Origin of the sequence: Parabacteroides sp. 52, from assembly GCF_010500925.1 — a bacterium.
Lineage (GTDB): Bacteria > Bacteroidota > Bacteroidia > Bacteroidales > Tannerellaceae > QVMG01.
Window position 1 is genome coordinate 1 of sequence record NZ_QVMG01000028.1, and the last position, 16,939, is coordinate 16,939.

The 16,939-nt window shown below is 39.6% G+C and carries 15 protein-coding genes and 1 pseudogene; all 16 read right to left on the bottom strand.

The genetic code is table 11. The features are described 5' to 3' along the window. A pseudogene (locus tag D0T51_RS11495) lies at window positions 1-635 on the bottom strand (IS21 family transposase); the annotation flags it as partial. A 224-nt stretch (window positions 636-859) separates the two neighbouring features. Continuing rightward, on the bottom strand, window positions 860-2,803 hold the full coding sequence (locus D0T51_RS11500; RefSeq protein ID WP_129733342.1) for a heavy metal translocating P-type ATPase: 1,944 nt from the start codon (window positions 2,801-2,803) through the stop codon (window positions 860-862). 296 nt (window positions 2,804-3,099) lie between these two features. After that, window positions 3,100-4,278: a TolC family protein gene (locus tag D0T51_RS11505; RefSeq protein WP_129733344.1), complete on the bottom strand. Its 1,179-nt coding sequence runs from the start codon at window positions 4,276-4,278 to the stop codon at window positions 3,100-3,102. Further along, window positions 4,275-7,418 (bottom strand): efflux RND transporter permease subunit, encoded by a 3,144-nt coding sequence (locus D0T51_RS11510; protein ID WP_129733345.1) that lies wholly within the window; start codon window positions 7,416-7,418, stop codon window positions 4,275-4,277. Before D0T51_RS11510 ends, D0T51_RS11505 begins: the two co-directional genes overlap by 4 nt. Window positions 7,419-7,438: 20 nt before the next feature. Continuing rightward, window positions 7,439-8,764, bottom strand: coding sequence for an efflux RND transporter periplasmic adaptor subunit (locus tag D0T51_RS11515; RefSeq protein WP_129733346.1), 1,326 nt, complete (start codon window positions 8,762-8,764; stop codon window positions 7,439-7,441). Window positions 8,765-8,929: 165 nt separating this feature from the next. Beyond that, on the bottom strand, window positions 8,930-9,367 hold the full coding sequence (locus D0T51_RS11520; RefSeq protein WP_129733347.1) for a DUF6769 family protein: 438 nt from the start codon (window positions 9,365-9,367) through the stop codon (window positions 8,930-8,932). Window positions 9,368-9,413: 46 nt separating this feature from the next. After that, window positions 9,414-9,836 (bottom strand): Fur family transcriptional regulator, encoded by a 423-nt coding sequence (locus tag D0T51_RS11525; protein ID WP_129733348.1) that lies wholly within the window; start codon window positions 9,834-9,836, stop codon window positions 9,414-9,416. A 101-nt stretch (window positions 9,837-9,937) separates the two neighbouring features. After that, complete coding sequence (locus D0T51_RS11530) at window positions 9,938-10,549, bottom strand: hypothetical protein (protein ID WP_129733349.1); 612 nt, start codon at window positions 10,547-10,549, stop codon at window positions 9,938-9,940. 104 nt (window positions 10,550-10,653) lie between these two features. Next, a complete protein-coding gene (locus tag D0T51_RS11535; protein ID WP_129733350.1) occupies window positions 10,654-12,222 on the bottom strand; it encodes a glycosyltransferase family 39 protein in 1,569 nt (522 codons plus the stop codon). A 23-nt stretch (window positions 12,223-12,245) separates the two neighbouring features. Next, a complete protein-coding gene (locus tag D0T51_RS11540) occupies window positions 12,246-13,268 on the bottom strand; it encodes an NAD-dependent epimerase/dehydratase family protein (protein WP_129733351.1) in 1,023 nt (340 codons plus the stop codon). Next, complete coding sequence (locus D0T51_RS11545) at window positions 13,265-13,849, bottom strand: lipid-A-disaccharide synthase N-terminal domain-containing protein (RefSeq protein ID WP_203558323.1); 585 nt, start codon at window positions 13,847-13,849, stop codon at window positions 13,265-13,267. The genes D0T51_RS11540 and D0T51_RS11545 overlap by 4 nt, the downstream gene beginning before the upstream one ends. 76 nt (window positions 13,850-13,925) lie before the next feature. Then, entirely contained in the window at window positions 13,926-14,657 is a 732-nt protein-coding gene (locus D0T51_RS11550) for a glycosyltransferase family 2 protein (RefSeq protein ID WP_129733353.1), read from the bottom strand. A gap of 12 nt (window positions 14,658-14,669) precedes the next feature. Continuing rightward, window positions 14,670-15,464 carry a phosphatase PAP2 family protein gene (locus tag D0T51_RS11555; protein ID WP_129733354.1) on the bottom strand — a complete coding sequence of 265 codons (795 nt, stop codon included), beginning with the start codon at window positions 15,462-15,464 and terminating at the stop codon, window positions 14,670-14,672. A 116-nt stretch (window positions 15,465-15,580) separates the two neighbouring features. Then, the gene (locus tag D0T51_RS11560) at window positions 15,581-16,012 is read right to left on the bottom strand and encodes a DUF6769 family protein (RefSeq protein WP_129733355.1); all 432 of its coding nucleotides are present in this window, start codon (window positions 16,010-16,012) and stop codon (window positions 15,581-15,583) included. A 114-nt stretch (window positions 16,013-16,126) separates the two neighbouring features. Continuing rightward, entirely contained in the window at window positions 16,127-16,477 is a 351-nt protein-coding gene (locus D0T51_RS11565; RefSeq protein ID WP_129733356.1) for a hypothetical protein, read from the bottom strand. Window positions 16,478-16,569: 92 nt separating this feature from the next. Beyond that, a partial coding sequence (locus tag D0T51_RS11570; protein WP_203583382.1) for a hypothetical protein occupies window positions 16,570-16,939 on the bottom strand: 370 nt, incomplete at its 5' end.

Below are 16,939 nucleotides of genomic sequence, written 5' to 3' on the forward strand. Positions count from 1 at the left end.
GCCTTGAGGTTATCCGGCACAATGGCTTGAGGTACACCTTCAAAATAGAAGAATGCATGCTCACAGGCTGTAATCAGGTCTTCCTTCTTTTGGCTATGAACCGCTTCCACGTAGGTAAGCTGGCTACAAGGGAGAATGGCTACAAAAACCTCTACTTCGCAGATTTCACCGGTGGAACGCTCCACAAGAGAAAGCTTCTTACCGGCAAAATCAATAAAAACTTTATCGCCTGCTTTATGTTCCAGGTGCATGATGGGGCGGGAACGCTGTTCATAACGTTGAATGTAACTGTTAAAGCGGGAACGGGCGTAACCGTCAGGATGAAGGGTGAGGTATTCTGCGTGTAGCATCTCACGAGTAACTCCTTTACGTTTAAGGCGTTTGCAGTAGGATGGAAGCAGTTTCTCCAAATCCTGTTGACGTTTAGACACAACTTCCTCTGATGGCTTCTCGTGGAATAGTTCTGCCAGTTCACTGTCGCTAAGCTCCAACGCTTCTTCATAACTTAAATCCAGGGTCTGAAACTTTTGAAGATACTTTTTGATCGTGTTACGGGACATACTAAGCATACTACTCATAGCTTTAGTCCCTTTTCCTTGTGCATAACAACGCAGCACTTGTCGAATCTTTTGCATACTAATTTGNGCATACTAATTTGTTTATTGGCCATAAATCATGTTTTCTTAAAATCTGTTTAAAGGAACAACTTTAAGAAGGCTCAATAACAACTAACAAATGACTCTTTCGAAGGGATCAATTTCAATTGGCAAACGGGGGCAATTTCAATTGGCAGAGGGGAGCAGTTTTGATTGGCGAACAGGGGTCAACGAGGAGAGGATTTTCCACCAACAGGGCATAATTAAAATTTCATTTTCAAAATCCTAATAGCGTTCAATATCGCCAATAACGATACCCCAACATCAGCAAATACCGCTTCCCATAAGGTTGCAACACCTCCTGCACCCAAAATCAACACAATGAGCTTTACACCAAAAGCCAGACTTATATTCTGTATAACAATTCGGCGTGTAGCTTTGCCTATTGTTATAGCCGTTGCTATCCGGCTCGGTTGGTCTGTCTGAATAATAACGTCTGCCGTTTCTATGGCAACGTCGCTACCCAGTCCACCCATTGCAATGCCTACGTCGCTCATGGCAAGAACAGGCGCATCGTTTATCCCATCGCCTACAAAAGCAATGTTATTACCCGGATCGGACTTCAACTGCTCTACATACTCAACCTTTCCTTCGGGCAGCAGATCGCCATGCGCTTGCGTAACGTTCAACTCTGTGGCAAGCTGCGAAACGATGGCCTGTTTATCTCCTGACAGCATTACAATATTCTTAATTCCTAACTCACGCAAAGCGTTCACGGCTGTAGCTGCATCCTCTTTCGGAGCATCGGCTACCAGAATATATCCGGAATAGATGCCATTGATAGCGCAAACAACAATCGTTTCGGGTATAGTCGCTATTTCCGGCGGGAACTCTACATTGTTTTTTATCAATAATTTAGGATTACCCACAAGAACTATTTTACCATTGATAGAAGCCTGTAAGCCGTGCCCTGCGATTTCATTCACAATCTCCGGCTTAATTACTTCGATATTCTGCTCTTTTGCATATTCCACAATAGCTTTCGCTATGGGATGCGTACTTTGCGTTTCAACCGAAGCCACTAAATTCACAAGGTCTGTTTCGAGCAGAAAATCTGCCGGAACAATCTTTTGTACCTTGAAAACTCCCTGTGTCAGTGTTCCGGTTTTATCCATCACCACCGTATTTACTTTGGTAATGGCTTCCAAATAGTTGCTTCCTTTAAATAGTATTCCTTTACGGCTTGCCGCCCCGATACCACCAAAGTAGCCCAACGGTATGCTGATAACCAAAGCACACGGGCAGGAAATAACGAGGAATACCAATCCACGATAAACCCAGTCGTACAACACAAAATTGAATGCCGGATTAATAGCAGAGTATGCCAGTGGTAATAACACTATAAGCGCAGCCAGTGCCACCACTATCGGAGTATAGATGCGGGCAAATTTGCGTATGAACTGTTCTGCGGGTGCCTTTTTTTCTGTGGCGTTCTGAACAAGGTCAAGAATACGAGCCAAAGCACTCATACCAAATGGTTTCGTTACTTCAATTCTTGAAACATTGTCGGTAAGTATCATACCTGCAAATACGTCCTCATTTTTCCGTATCGTTCTGGGAACACTCTCTCCAGTTAATGCCGAAGTATTAAAAGATGCCGATTCATTCAGTAAAATTCCGTCAAGAGGCACTCTTTCGCCTACCTTGACTTCCACAATATCACCTACATTTACATTCTCCGGCGACATTATTTCAGTTTTATCCATCTTAATAACTGTCGCTGTTTCTGGTCGGACATCAAGTAATGCACTAATGCTCCTTTTTGCACGGTTTACCGCTGCATCCTGAAAGAGTTCGCCTACGGCATAGAACAGCATTACTGCAACGCCTTCGGGGTATTCTCCGATAAAGAACGCCCCGATGGTAGCTATACTCATCAATGTAAACTCGCTGAATACGTCTTTCTGGCGAATGGCTTCCCATGCTTCTTTTATCACCGGTAAGCCTACCGGAATATAAGCGATGATATACCATGCGAGTTGTACCCACTTATCGGCAAAGAACGAAAGCCCGACAGCGGAAAAGATGATGCCTGCAATCAGCATCACAAAGGAGATAGCCGCCCGGATGTAACCTCTTTTCTGTGAGGTATCCATTTCCTGTTTGGTCTTGTCTATAACACAAGCCCCATCATTGCAATTTCCCATAATTATTTTAATTTATCGTTTATACTTCTTTTTATACAATTCCTCATTCAAAAACACAAATGGTAATAGTGTAAACAAAGTCCCAAAGAATAAGACTTCCTTTAACGGCCATCTATGAAAGAAACAATGATGATGGGGACATCTGGTTACATAATACCATAACAAAAAACCTAATGTAATCCCAATGGTTATACTTAACGCTACAATCCATTTTTTTGCTCTTGAACTAATCATTTTTTTCTTTGCAATGACCTTACTCTTTTTTTTCTTTTGCTGTCTTTTCATGACATCATTTTTTAGAGTTCTACGGCTGCAAGTTCGGCAAATGCCAGTTGATAATCCCTTTCGGCTGCAAGCGTCTGGTTTACGTTGTCGTAGTACAATCCCATTTCAACCATGTAATCAAGCAAGGATATTTCACCCGCATCAAGTGCTTTTTTCAACAGGATGGTATTATTTACGTTTGCCAGCGATTTACGATATTTGTCGGCAGTAGTTTTCAGTCCCATTGCTTTGGAATACTGTATTTGCAGTTGGCTGAAAAACTGTTGCTTGGTATCGGCTTCGCGGCTTTGGGCAGCAGCAACAGATGCCTTTGCCTGTTTCACCTGATTTTTATTCGACCATAGCGGTATGGATATACCAAGCGACACACCCTGATACCGTTGTCCGACTACTTTTTCACTCATGTATCCGGCGGTAAACTTAGGCAGGTTCATCGCTTTGCTTAGTGATACCTGTTTCTGGCTTACTTCGATTTCGTTACGCACGTATGCCAACACCGGGTTTTTATCTTCGGCTTGTACATACCAGTCGTTAAAGTTCAACGGAAGCTCACGGCTGCCGTAGTCTGCATCATTAAAGACTACGTCGATACCGCCGTTCAGCCTTTTCAACTGGGCAAGGAGTGCATCACGTTCTACTTCCATGCGCGATATTTCTCCTTGTATGGTAGAAAGGTTCAGGTTTACTTTGTTGTACTCCAAGATACTTACGTCGCCCCTGTCCATACGGTCTTTATAACCTTTGGCAATGGTTTCTGCATGTTCCAGACGCAAATAAAGTTCTTTAAGCAGGGAATTGTAATATATCAGTTCAATGCAGTATTGTTTTGCTTCGAGCAATATATTCATACGGTCGGCTTTGTACTGCCATTCCACAAGGTTGTTTCTACCGTTTGCTAACCGACTTTTCATTCCCGTAATGGTGGGAATGTCGAATGTCTGCGATACGCTAAAATCGGTACGATTACCTATATTTGAAGGGTTACCCCAGAGATAATTGAAGCCCACTTCCGGATCATCAAGGAAGATGCCCGTTTTGTTTTGCAGCTTATCCGCTTCAACTTGTTCGCGGAGGGCTTTCAGGGTTGTATTGTTCTCTTCTATCGAAGACAATACAGGGTTGATATTATTCTGCGCATTGAGCGTTATGCCTGCGAAGAGTACCAACATGGTTATTATGATTGTTCTCATTCTAATTCTAATTTAGTGTTGTTTACTTCAGGTTCCTCGTTGTCCAGAATTTCGGTTTCAACTACTTTCCTGTTTGTAATTAAGTACATGATAGGAATAATAAAGCCGTTGAGCAAAGTCGATGTGAGCAATCCGCCCAGGATAACCTTTGCCATCGGACTTTGTATTTCGTTACCCGGCAAATCACCACCCAATGCAAGCGGTATCAGTGCAAGACCGGAGGTTAATGCGGTCATCAAGATGGGGTTTAGACGGTCTAACGAGCCGGTCATTACCGCATCAAGTTTGCTATACCCCTCTGCCACAAGGTCGTTGTATCGTGAGATAAGCAACATACCGTTACGTGTAGCGATACCGAACAGGGAGATAAACCCGATAATAGCCGGTATGCTCAGAACGCCGTTAGTAAAGAAAATGGCAAACACTCCGCCGATAAGGGCAAGCGGCAGGTTAAGCAGGATAACAACGGACTGGTTTATGCTCTTAAACTGCGCAAACAGAAGCATGAAAATAGCAAGAATGGAGAAGATTGAGGTAATAAGCAGGGTGCGTGATGCTGCCTGTTCGCTCTCAAACTGTCCGCCGTACTCAATATGATAACCTTCGGGCAGTTCTATCTTTTCGTTTACGATGTCCTGAATGTCATTTACTACTCCGCGCAGGTCACGTCCGGCAACGTTAGCCGATATTACAATCTTACGGGCAACGTTTTCCCTATTGATGGTGTTGGGGCCTGTGGACGATGTTATTTCGGCTATATTACTCAATGGAATTTTACGTCCGTTGGCATCAACAATAAGGTTCTTTATCCTTTCGGCTGTTTCACGGCTATCGTCGTTTACTTTTAGGGTAAGGTCGAACGAGCGGTTTTCTTCGTACACCTGTGAAACGACTTCACCTGCGAGCATGACGTTTACAATCTTCGCAAAGTCGGGTAAGGTTATGCCGTATTTCGCCATTACTTCCCTTTTGGGTTCTATCTTCAACTGCGGACGTTCCACTTGTTGTTCTACGTTCAGATCGGCAATACCTTCAATGTCCTGAATGTTTGCTTTTATTTGGTTACCGATGGAGAACATTTTATTGAGGTCTGTTCCGAACAACTTGATAGCGATGTTGGCACGTGTACCGGATAACATAGCGTCGATACGGTGCGAAATGGGTGCGCCTATTTCTATATTCACTCCCGGCAACACTTTTATCTTTTCGCGTATTTCGGCAAGCACTTCATCTTTGGAACGTTTATCGAGGATGAACGGTGCTTCGATTTCCGATACGTTTACACCGAGTGCGTGTTCATCGAGTTCGGCACGTCCTGTTTTCCGTCCTACGGTTTGAACTTCGGGTATGGAAAGCAAGATATCTTCTGCTATACGCCCCATCTTGTCGGATTCTTCAAGCGATATACCGGGCATACTACTGATGCTTACGGTAAATGAACCCTCATTGAATGGCGGCAGGAAGCTACGACCTAATGAGAAGAAAATGATAACGGCAATCACTAAAACAACACCTGTTCCGCCAAGTACCCATTTCTTGTATTTGAGTGTCCATTTAAGGGCTACCTCGTAAACGATTTTCAGTTTCCTTACTATATACGGTTCACGTTCCGGTTTATCATCTTTTCGTGGTTTACCCAACAGGTAGCTACACAATACTGGAGTAAGGGTTAAGGCTACTACGGTAGAAGCTATCAATGCCATAATAAAGGCTACTCCTAACGGTGCAAGCATACGACCTTCCATTCCAGAAAGGAAGAACAAGGGAACGAAGCTGGCGATGATGATAAATGTGGAGTATAGAATTGGCATACGCACTTCTTTGGAAGCATCGAACACGACGTTGAGTACGGTTTTTTGCAGTTCCTTTGGTTTCTGCCTGTTCTCCCGCAATCGCTTGAACACATTTTCTACATCGACAATGGCATCATCCACAAGCGAGCCAATAGCAATAGCCATACCTCCGAGGCTCATGGTATTAATAGTAAGCCCCATGAATTTTAAGGAGAGTATTGCAAAGACTAATGACAACGGTATCGTTACAAGTGATATAATGGTTGTACGTGCGTTCATCAGGAAGATAACGAAAACGATAACCACGAAGATACCCCCTTCGTACAATGATTTCTGTACGTTATTGATGGAGTTGTCTATAAAACGTGCCTGACGAAAGATGTCGGTTGTTATCTTCACATCTGCCGGAAGCTGTTTCTGTAAATCGGCAAGCGAAGCGTCAAGTTTGTCTGTCAATTCGAGCGTACTTGTAGCCGGTTGCTTGGTAACAGTTATCAATACGGCAGCTTTGCCGTCGTTGGATGCCATACCCAGTTTAGGTGCTTTATCTCCTATTTTTACTTCAGCAATGTTTTCTATCAGGATAGGAACATTGTTTACTGTTTTGATAACAGCTTTTCCCAATGATGGTATTTTATTTGTTGAAAGCACGCCACGGATGATAAATTCGTTTCCGTATTCATACAATACACCACCTGCGGCGTTCTGGTTCATTTCGGTAACGACGTCGATTACTTCATTGAGTCCGATGTTGTAATGTTTCATCTTTCCGGGATCGAGCAATATCTGGTATTCCTTGATTTCACCACCGAGAACGGTTACCTGTGCCACTCCACCTGTTGATAATAAACGGGGGCGGATAGTCCAGTCAGATAATGTCCGCAAATCCTGTAATGAGGTTGAATCGGCGGTTACTCCGATAATCATAAGCTCACCCAGTATGGACGATTGCGGCCCCAACGTCGGATTACCAACGTTAGACGGCAACTGGTCATTGACAACGGCTAACTTTTCGGATACAATCTGACGGGCACGGTAGATGTCCGTTCCCCAGTTAAATTCTACCCATACGATAGAAAAGCCTGTGGTAGAGGATGAACGCACACGGCGTACATCAGTAGCACCGTTCAGGGCGGTTTCGACAGGGAAAGTAACGAGCCGTTCGACTTCTTCGGGAGCCATACCTCGTGCCTCTGTCATCACCACAACGGTGGGTGCATTGAGGTCGGGAAATACATCGACTTCCATATTGACGGCTGTATAGGTTCCTGCCAGCATAAGCAGCAGGGATGCCACTAAAACAACGACACGGTTGTTCAGCGAGAATTTTATTATCTTGTTCAACATACTGATTCGTGTTTTAATGGTTAGTGACTATGTCCTTCGGGCATTACTGAAGAAGTTGCTGCCAGTTTCACCTGATATACTCCTTTGGTAACTACTTTGGCTCCGCGTTGAAGACCTGAAAGGATCTGCACTCTTTCGCCGTTATTCTGTCCGAGGGTTACTTCCTGTTTCTTATATTCTTCGTCGCCTATTTGCAGATACACGAAGTTAAGTCCCTGTTCTTCGGTAATAGCAGAAACGGGAACGGATATTACATTATCCTGTAAGGTCGAAAGCAGATATACTTCGGTATATGCTCCGGGAATAATATCGCCCACGTTATCAAACTCGAATGTAACAGGAATATAGAAAGATTGGTCAGTGGATGCTTTACCGAAAGATAAAAGCCGGCCGTTAAGTTCCGAAAGTTTATATACCTGATTGTCATAGGCAGGCTTAAAGTTAGCACTACTGATGCTTTTAAGTATCTTGAAATTGTTCTCTGATACTTCGGCTCGTAGCTGCAAACGCCTATTCTGCGATACAGTTGCAATGGGCTGACCTACTGAAACGTATTCCCCCTGTGCAACAAGCCTGTTCTTAATATATCCGGCAATGGGAGCTGTAACGCTTACCCCGGTGGCTGTCATATTGCCTGCCTGTGCCTGATATACTGTTTTCGCTGTTTCATAACGCAAACGAGCCTGTTCAAAGTCCTTAGCGGAAATAATCTGGTCTTTTACCAATGATTCGGCACGTTGGAACTCTTTCTGTGCAGTTTCGTATTCAATCCGCGCTTTTACGGACGGATCGCCTTCCAACAGTTTCTTTGCTGAAATAGTTACAATGGATTGTCCGGCTTGTACGGCTGTACCGTCTGTTATGGACGGATTGGTGAAAGATACAATACCGTTGGAAGTAGCTGCAATAACAGCTTCATCACCCTGCGAGGCTTGTATCTGTCCACTGGTTTTAATGGAATTGTAGAAACTACCAAGAGCAACGGTTTCTGTCTTCAATCCAACAAGTTGCGCTTGCTGTTTGGTGAAAAGTATTTCATCCGAATGGCTGTCTTCCATTGCTTCTGCTCCGTGGTCATGTCCGTCGCCCTCGGAGTGCTTATGATCTTTCTCGTTAGCGTGGTCATGCCCATCGCCGTCAGTATGTTTATGTTCTTTATCGTTTGAATGGTCATGTCCATCACCTTCGGAGTGTTCATGCTCTTTCTCATTAGAATGGTCATGTCCATCACCATCAACATGCTCATGTTTATCACTTGATTTTTGATTGTTTTTTCCCTGACCGGAATTGCATCCGGTTAATAATATTGCGATAACAACGAATAATCCTATTATGTACGTTTTCATTTTATTTTTTAATTATTGGGGGAAGTAAAGCATATCCTGATATTTGCTTTGCTTCTCGTGAGAAATATTGATTTTTATGGGTTGATATGTATATACCAATACCCTATGCCTTGAACATATCCAAATGCACAAAGCAGCATGACTTACAGCCTGTAAGTCAAAACATCAGGAAATTATGGAAGGAGGGGCGCGTAAACCGTGAAATTGGTTTGCTTCTGCGGATTTATAGAATGAAATAAATTCTCCGTACTCAAAGTCGGAGGTTGATTCTCCCGAATCGTAGATTAAGAAATCCGCAGCTAAAAAGAATATCGGGAATAAATGTGTAAGATCATGGTTTTGACAAGAAGAAACCTTGCACTTAGTTTCATTTGTCGTTTTGGGTGAAGTATATTTAGATTCAGCAATACAAGATTGTTCATGGTCACTGTCATTAGGTAACTCACGATGGTCTGTATGTTCATCGTTTACCTGATTATCCTGTTCGCATATCTCCATAACAATACACACCAATCCCTCATGATGATGATGTGGTACTATTGCAAGTATCAGTAATACTAAACTTGACAATGCAACAAACGATATGGAAATAATTCGTTTCACTAAATCTTTTTTTACCTGTGCAAAGATAAAATAAAAAGTCATGCAACTAAGTTGCAATCTTATCACATTTTCCGCAATAGCCTTTAATTACGAAATTAACGCTCTCCAATTCCATATTTCCCGGTAGTTCTATTTGAGGAACAGGCACGTTTTCCAAACAAAATGCCTTTTTACAGTAGTTACAGTAAAAGTGTAAATGATAATCACCTTCACTACAACCGCAATCCTCCTGACAAACCGAATATTTAACCGAACCTGATCCGTCGTCAAATTTATGAATCAGCCCATTATCATTAAAGAGGTGAATTATACGAGAAATAGTCGATTTATCAATGCTCAATAATTTTTTCTCTAAGTCCCCTAAACTGAATGCTTCGGTGAACTTTAGCATTGTATCCCATACTAAAATCCGTGTAGATGTGGGCTTTATGCCTTTTCCTTCTAATAATTTTATGATAAAATCGTCCACGTATTTCAAAGATTATTTATGTTATTTATTCTATAACAAAAAGGATGTGTCAAATGATGCTGATTTTAAAATCACTGCACATCCTTTTTGCATATAATATCTTAATTATGATGGTTGCCCTTATTATGAGAGCCATCGGCACTTCCATTGTGATTGTGGCTCTTATCAGTACAGGTATTCACATCATGATTTTGTTCCCCATTGTGATTATGACTTGCATCAGTGCAAGTGTTCACATCATGGTTTTGTTCTCCATTGTGATTATGGCTTGTATCTGTACAAGTATTCACATCATGGTTTTGTCCGTTATTGTGATTATGGTTTGCATCAGTACAAGTATTCACATCGTGGTTTTGTGTGTTGTTATGATTGTGGCTTACATCCATGCAGGTATTGGAATCATGGTTATTTCCTCCATGTCCTGTGCCTGTGCCATTGTGATGGGTACCGTCATGTTTAATTCCTGAATGTTGGGAATTTGTACAAACCTGATGTGTTCCGTCTGCAAGTATATCGCAGTTTTCGTGATTTCCGGCAGCACACTGATTCAGCACGCTGCTTTTGTAGATATCGCCATTTGAAAAACCGAGTGTAGATGCACGAAGCTCCAAACTTTGATCTATATCTCCAAAGTTGCTATCATCATCCTGGCTACAAGAAACGAATGTGATAACCGATGCGAGAACCGCTAATGAATAAAATACTCTTTTCATATTCCTTTATTGTTAAAATGTTATATGTTAATATACCGCATAAGAGTAATTATACCCTACCAAAAAATAAAATAATTTTTAACTTGAACGGAGAAAGACACTTCTCATAATTTTACCACAAGATTATCTCCTATTTTTGTAGAGGGCTTTTTCTCAATATACTCCCGTAATGAAAAATCTTTTCTCAATGCTCTATCAGAAATAAAAAGTATTGAACCGCCATAAATATCGGACATAATATCATCCTTTTCAGCTATGATAACACTCTCTCCTAAATATACTTTCATATTCTCTGGACGGCGGATTCCATAAACAATGTATTGTTTTGAATTTTCTGATAACTCAATCCCACTCTTACACATATTTTCATAACCGACATAGCTGTTCAGAAAAGGCATTTCAAAGGATACAATAAATATCACGGTTAAAATCCCTATTGATATGCTGTTAATCGAACGAATTATATTCTTTCGGAAAATCAGAAAATATAAAGAAAGGAATCCAAATAGAGCAAGTGAAATTAATCCCCATATTATGGAAGTGTGAATTTCATTCAACCAAGAAAATGTAATATCATTTTTACTCAATAAAAACAACGGCAAAGCCATTATTGCTATGAGAGATAACGCTATCATAAAATATACAATCCATTTCTTATTCTTTAATCTCATCAATATAATAACTGACAGATAAGCCACAAAAGGAAATACAGGCAACATATAAATTTCAATCTTTGCACTTACAATAGATAAGACAAGAAATGACGTTAAAACAACAGTCAAAAACAATTTATCTATATCTGTTTTTATCAGCTTATTTTTAATCCCTAACAGGATAAGGGCAAAGAATAAAATTGACCAAGGAGCGAAGGAATACCAAAATACCTGAAAATAATAATAGAACGGCTCCTTATGATGGAATGAGCTAACAGCACGGTTGAATGTCTGATTAAAGAGTAAATCGTTCAAATAACTATTTCCCGCTTCAACCCACACTAAGCTGAACCAAACAGAACAAAGCAATAAGAGTATTCCCCAAGTTCTAAACCCTAAATATTTTCCACTATCCTTAATTTTCCCTTTTATAGTTAGAAATGTCAGTATAGAGACTACCGGAATAATTATTCCGATTGGCCCTTTACTGAATATTGCGAGGAAAATACAAAGAGGAAGCAAATACTTATCATATTTTCTCTCTCTGCCTGAATACATTCTATAAAAAACATATAATGCCAATGTTATAAACATAGACATTAACATATCCATTCTTAGAATAATGGCTCCACCCATAAATAGAGCGCTTGTGAACAATAATAGTTTTGCACTGGATTGATATTCGTTTGGAAGTTCAGCTCGTGTCCACCTGTCCATCGTAAACTGAATGACAAAAGCGGGTAGTAATGAGAATAGCGACAAGAACCATATTTGATGACTTCCGAATATCTTTTTTCCGAGCATTATAATCCAGAAATATAAAGGCGGTTTATCGGCATATATTTCACCATGATTATAAAATGAGAAAAAATTCCCTGTTTTTAAGGCATCATCAACTATATTCAAATATCTAAGTTCGTTTGCAGGCGTATAATCCCGGAGTAGGATTAATGGGAACATTAATGCAAAAACAAGAATATAGTAGATGTGGTCAATCGTAAATAATCGTTTTAATGTCATAGTTAATAATTAAGGATTAACACCTATTGATTTTCCATTGAGTTAAACCACTCAATAAATGATTTTATTCCTTCCGGTAATACTGTTTTGGGCTTATAATGAATGTATCTGGTCAATTTGCTTATATCAGCATAGGTTTCCTTTACATCACCGGATTGAAAAGGGTACATTTCCAAATGAGCGTCTTTTTGCATTTCATATTCAATCGCTTCTATAAACTGGAGTAAATTAACTGGCTTTGAATTGCCGATATTAAAAATCTGATAGAAAGCGGAATCTGAATTTTTATCCGGAGTTTTATCCAAGAGTAAGACGATGCTTTTTATAACATCATCTATATAGGTGAAATCTCTAAGCATATCCCCATTATTAAAAACCTTGATTGTTCTGCCCTCCCGAATAGATCTTGCGAAAATCATCGGAGCCATATCAGGTCTTCCCCATGCTCCATATACAGTAAAAAGTCTTATTCCTGTGGAGGGCAAATTGAACAAATGACTATAAGAATGAGCCATCAGTTCATTACTTTTTTTTGTTGCAGCATAAAAACTGGCAGGATTATCAACTGTGGCAGATTCCTTAAAAGGAATTTTATTGTTCAATCCATAAACCGAAGAACTGGAAGCATATATAAGATGCTTGATATTATTATGCCTGCAACACTCTAAGATATTTACAAAGCCAAGAATGTTAGAGTTGATATAAGCATGGGGATTTTCTAAAGAATACCGAACCCCCGCTTGTGCTGCCAGATTGATAACATAATCAAATTGATACTTCTTAAAAAGAACACCTAATTGTATAAAGTCCGTAAGATCAATCTTTCCAAAATCATAATTGCAATAAAATGAACTATGGACTACTTCATTTTCTGTTATATCCTCTTTTCCTATTCCACATTCAGACAACCTGCCATATTTTAGGTTTACATCGTAATAGTCATTTATATTATCTATTCCCACAACGAAATTCTCTTTATTTTCAACCAATGCTTTTACCAAGTGAAATCCGATAAATCCTGCACTGCCTGTAACTAATATTTTCATTTAATCTCTTTTTTAGATTCATCCTCATTACAGTTTTTTATAATCAACCACACATTTCTGGAATATGTGATAAAACCAAAACTTTGACCAATAAGCAATACCGGATCTTCTCTGAATATTGCGTATGCAATAGTTATCAGAGAACCTATTATACTCAACAGCCAAAAGTTTAAGGGAAGGACAGATTCACCTCTCAATCTTGAATGCCACCATTGATAAACAAAGCGGAAAGTGAAAATTATCTGACCTGCGGAACCAAATAGAAGTAACCATAACGATATATTTGAAAATAACCTGTCAATGCTTACTTCATTGTTATATAGCACATAGCAAAGTGCGGCAGCAGGTATTAAGAGAATTACTGTTCTTATAGCTAAATGGATTTTTTTCCAGTTGTTTTTACTATTCAAATTCCATATATAGATATAATAGGAGAATAGTTGTCCGAGAATTATTACAAAATCTCCCCTTAGCCACCCATATATAGAAAATAATATAGAAGCTAATAAACTTAACTGCCAATAGATAGTCGGAGATACAACTTTTTTAGCCTTTTCCGATAAAATCCACTGAATAAGCATTCTGGCAGAAAATAACCCCTGTGCTAAAAAACCTAAAACAAAATACCAAATGTCGTTATTCACTTTTTGCTATGGCTTAATTAATACCTTCTTTTTCAATAGTATAGTTTATGTACCGTTTCTTCATCCATCGGAAAGCAAAGCAATCCATAAAAGGACTAACCAACCTGTTCCATAAATGAAATTTTGATTGACCTGCGGTACGTTCAAAATGCCTAACAGGAACCTGCTTTACCCTGCCATGTTGTAACTGAAGGAGAGCAGGTAGGAAACGGTGCATCCCCGTAAACATCGGAATGCGTTTAGCGTATTCGGTATGAATAATTTTTAGTGGACACCCCGTATCTTCTATGCCGTCATTAGTCATCATGCGGCGAAAACTATTGGCTATTTTCGACGATAGTTTTTTTCCTAAACTATCTTTGCGTCCTGTACGGATACCCATTACCATTTCATATTCATTTCTATATGGCAATAAAAGTTCAAAATCTTTAGGCGCTGTTTGTAAATCAGCATCTATATATCCGACAAATGACGACTGGGCTATATCTATCCCTGCTTTTATAGCTGCGCTTAATCCGCAATTTCGAGCAAAACTTATATAAAAAAGATGACGGTTTCGCTGACACACTTCCTGTATCAATGTTTTGCTTTGGTCTTTCGATCCATCATCAACGAATAGTATGCAGGTTTTTACTGATGAAGAACATACATATTCAGATAGTTCCTTTTCAAGTTTGTTTATATTTTCTTCTTCATTATAAACAGGAACTATTATGGTTAAATCATAATCTTTTGTAGAGTTCATATCATTTATATTTTAAAATTGCATTGAAAGCGATAAACCACCCTGCTGACCTGTGTAATAGGGGTAAAAAGCAAGATTTCGTTTGTTCTTTTTCTCCTGACCACCTTTAAATATTTTCTTTTCAACAGTAGGATAGAGCCAATAGGCAAGTTTTGTACTTAATATGCCAAGCCCGGCACCGAATGCGACGTCGCCTACCCAGTGCTTATTATTGTATATGCGGAATGCTCCGGTTCCCGCAGCGATAGTATATCCCGCTATTCCATACCAGATTGAAACATCTTTATATTCTTGCCAAAGAAATTCAGCACCCATAAAAGCGATTGCCGTATGCCCTGACGGAAAAGAATTTTTTGCGGATTTATCTGGTCTTTCAACTCGTGCCGTATATTTTAAACCATTCACTGAAGCCGCCGTGAACAGGCTTGCCATTCCTAAAATAATCGTCCTGTCTTTGAAATTGTGTTTGCCTTTTATCCCGACTAAGTTTAAAGCATATACACTCGCCGCAGGTACATATTGCGTTATATCATCAATCTGAAACTTTTCAGGTTTGTGTGTTATTACTTCATGCCCTATGGCATAGTTTAATAGGCGATTTTTGGGCGCTAATGTTGCTTCTATTGTTCCGTACAACATCAGGGATGCAGGTATTATTAATTGTTTATATGAGAATTTATAGTCATTTACCTGAATACTATCGCTTTCAGAAAGCGTGTTATTATTTGTTTGGGTATAAGCATTTGGGAGTGAAACCGAAAGTAATAACACAATGGTACACAATGCTTTTGTCAATTTTAAAAACATCTTATTTATATTATTTTTTTGGGATTGTTCGGAAAATTAGATATAGCGGTGGCTTAGTATCTACCGGAAGATAGATTACAAGCACAAAGGATAAAGACTATAATTTAGTCTTTCTGTTATGAAAAGGTGAAAGGAGGTGCCCGCAAACCATGAAATTGATTTGCTGCTGCGGATTTATAGCTTAGTATATACTCACCGTAATCAGATTCGATAAATGAACTATCTAAACTATAATTAAATAAATTTCCAACAAGGAAAAAGATAGGAAATAAAACAGTATCATTTTGATTATCTGATACTTTTAGTTTTGTTTCATCAACAGATGTAGGAATGATGAATTTTGATTTAGCAATACAGGTTTCATCGTGATTTTGCTCACTATCCGTATCGCTGTGATGTGTATGTTCATCGTTTATTGCATTATCCAACTCACACAACTCGATAACAATGCAGGCTTTCCCACCATGATGATGATGTGGAATAACTGCAAAAACCAAAAATAGTATGGTTGAGAGTACAATAGCGGATATGGAACATTTATTTTTCAAACTTAATATCTTAACTGTGGTTAGATAATTTTATTATAGGCAATGTGTTTTAAAAAAGGGATTCAATAAAGAAATTGTTTCCCCTTTATTGAATCCCATCGTACATAAAGGTTATTAATGGTGTTTACCATCATGCGAACCGTGTGAATGACCATCTTTGTCATGTGTTCCATGATCGGTTCCATTGTGATGGGTGCCGTCATGGTTTTTCCCTGAATGGTCGGAATATGCGCAGGCTTCGTGAGTGCCATCGTTATAAATATCACAATTTTCATGATTTCCCGCTGAACATTGCTCTGCTACACTTGCTTGGTAAGCTGCAACATCATCAAATCCTAAAGCCGCAGCTCTGGCTTCAATATCTTGTTTTGCTGATGTCCCAAAATCTTCATGGTCGTCATTACTGCAAGCAACGAATGTTACTGCAAATAAAACTACTGCCAACGAATAAAATAACTTTTTCATTTGATCTACTAATTTACGAATTTGTACTTTGTTTTTTTCTGAAGCGCTTTCGTAATAGTAACCGCATAAAGCAGGGTTTACCCTACCATAAATCAAAAAATAATTTCAAGAAATACCGTTGGAGTAAATGGAGTTGCTTTTGTGAAGATATTTGTTGCAGTATTTTGACCGGAAATCTGATAGTTGTATTTTATATTCTTAGTACCAAACACATTCAATAGCGATACGCCTGCTTGCAGCCTTACTTTCTTTATTTGTGCCCTGTATGTAGCACCTATATCAAAGCGGCTGTATGGCTCATCGGAATAATCCGTATGTTCGTGTTCGGAGCCATGCTGTCCTTCCTCATTGCCTTGTCCATGTCCGTGCCCTCCAGTGGAAATATAAGAAAAGCCTGTACCATAAACATTGGAAAATCCTCTCCTCGTTGACCCCTGTTCGCCAATCAAAACTGATCCTCTC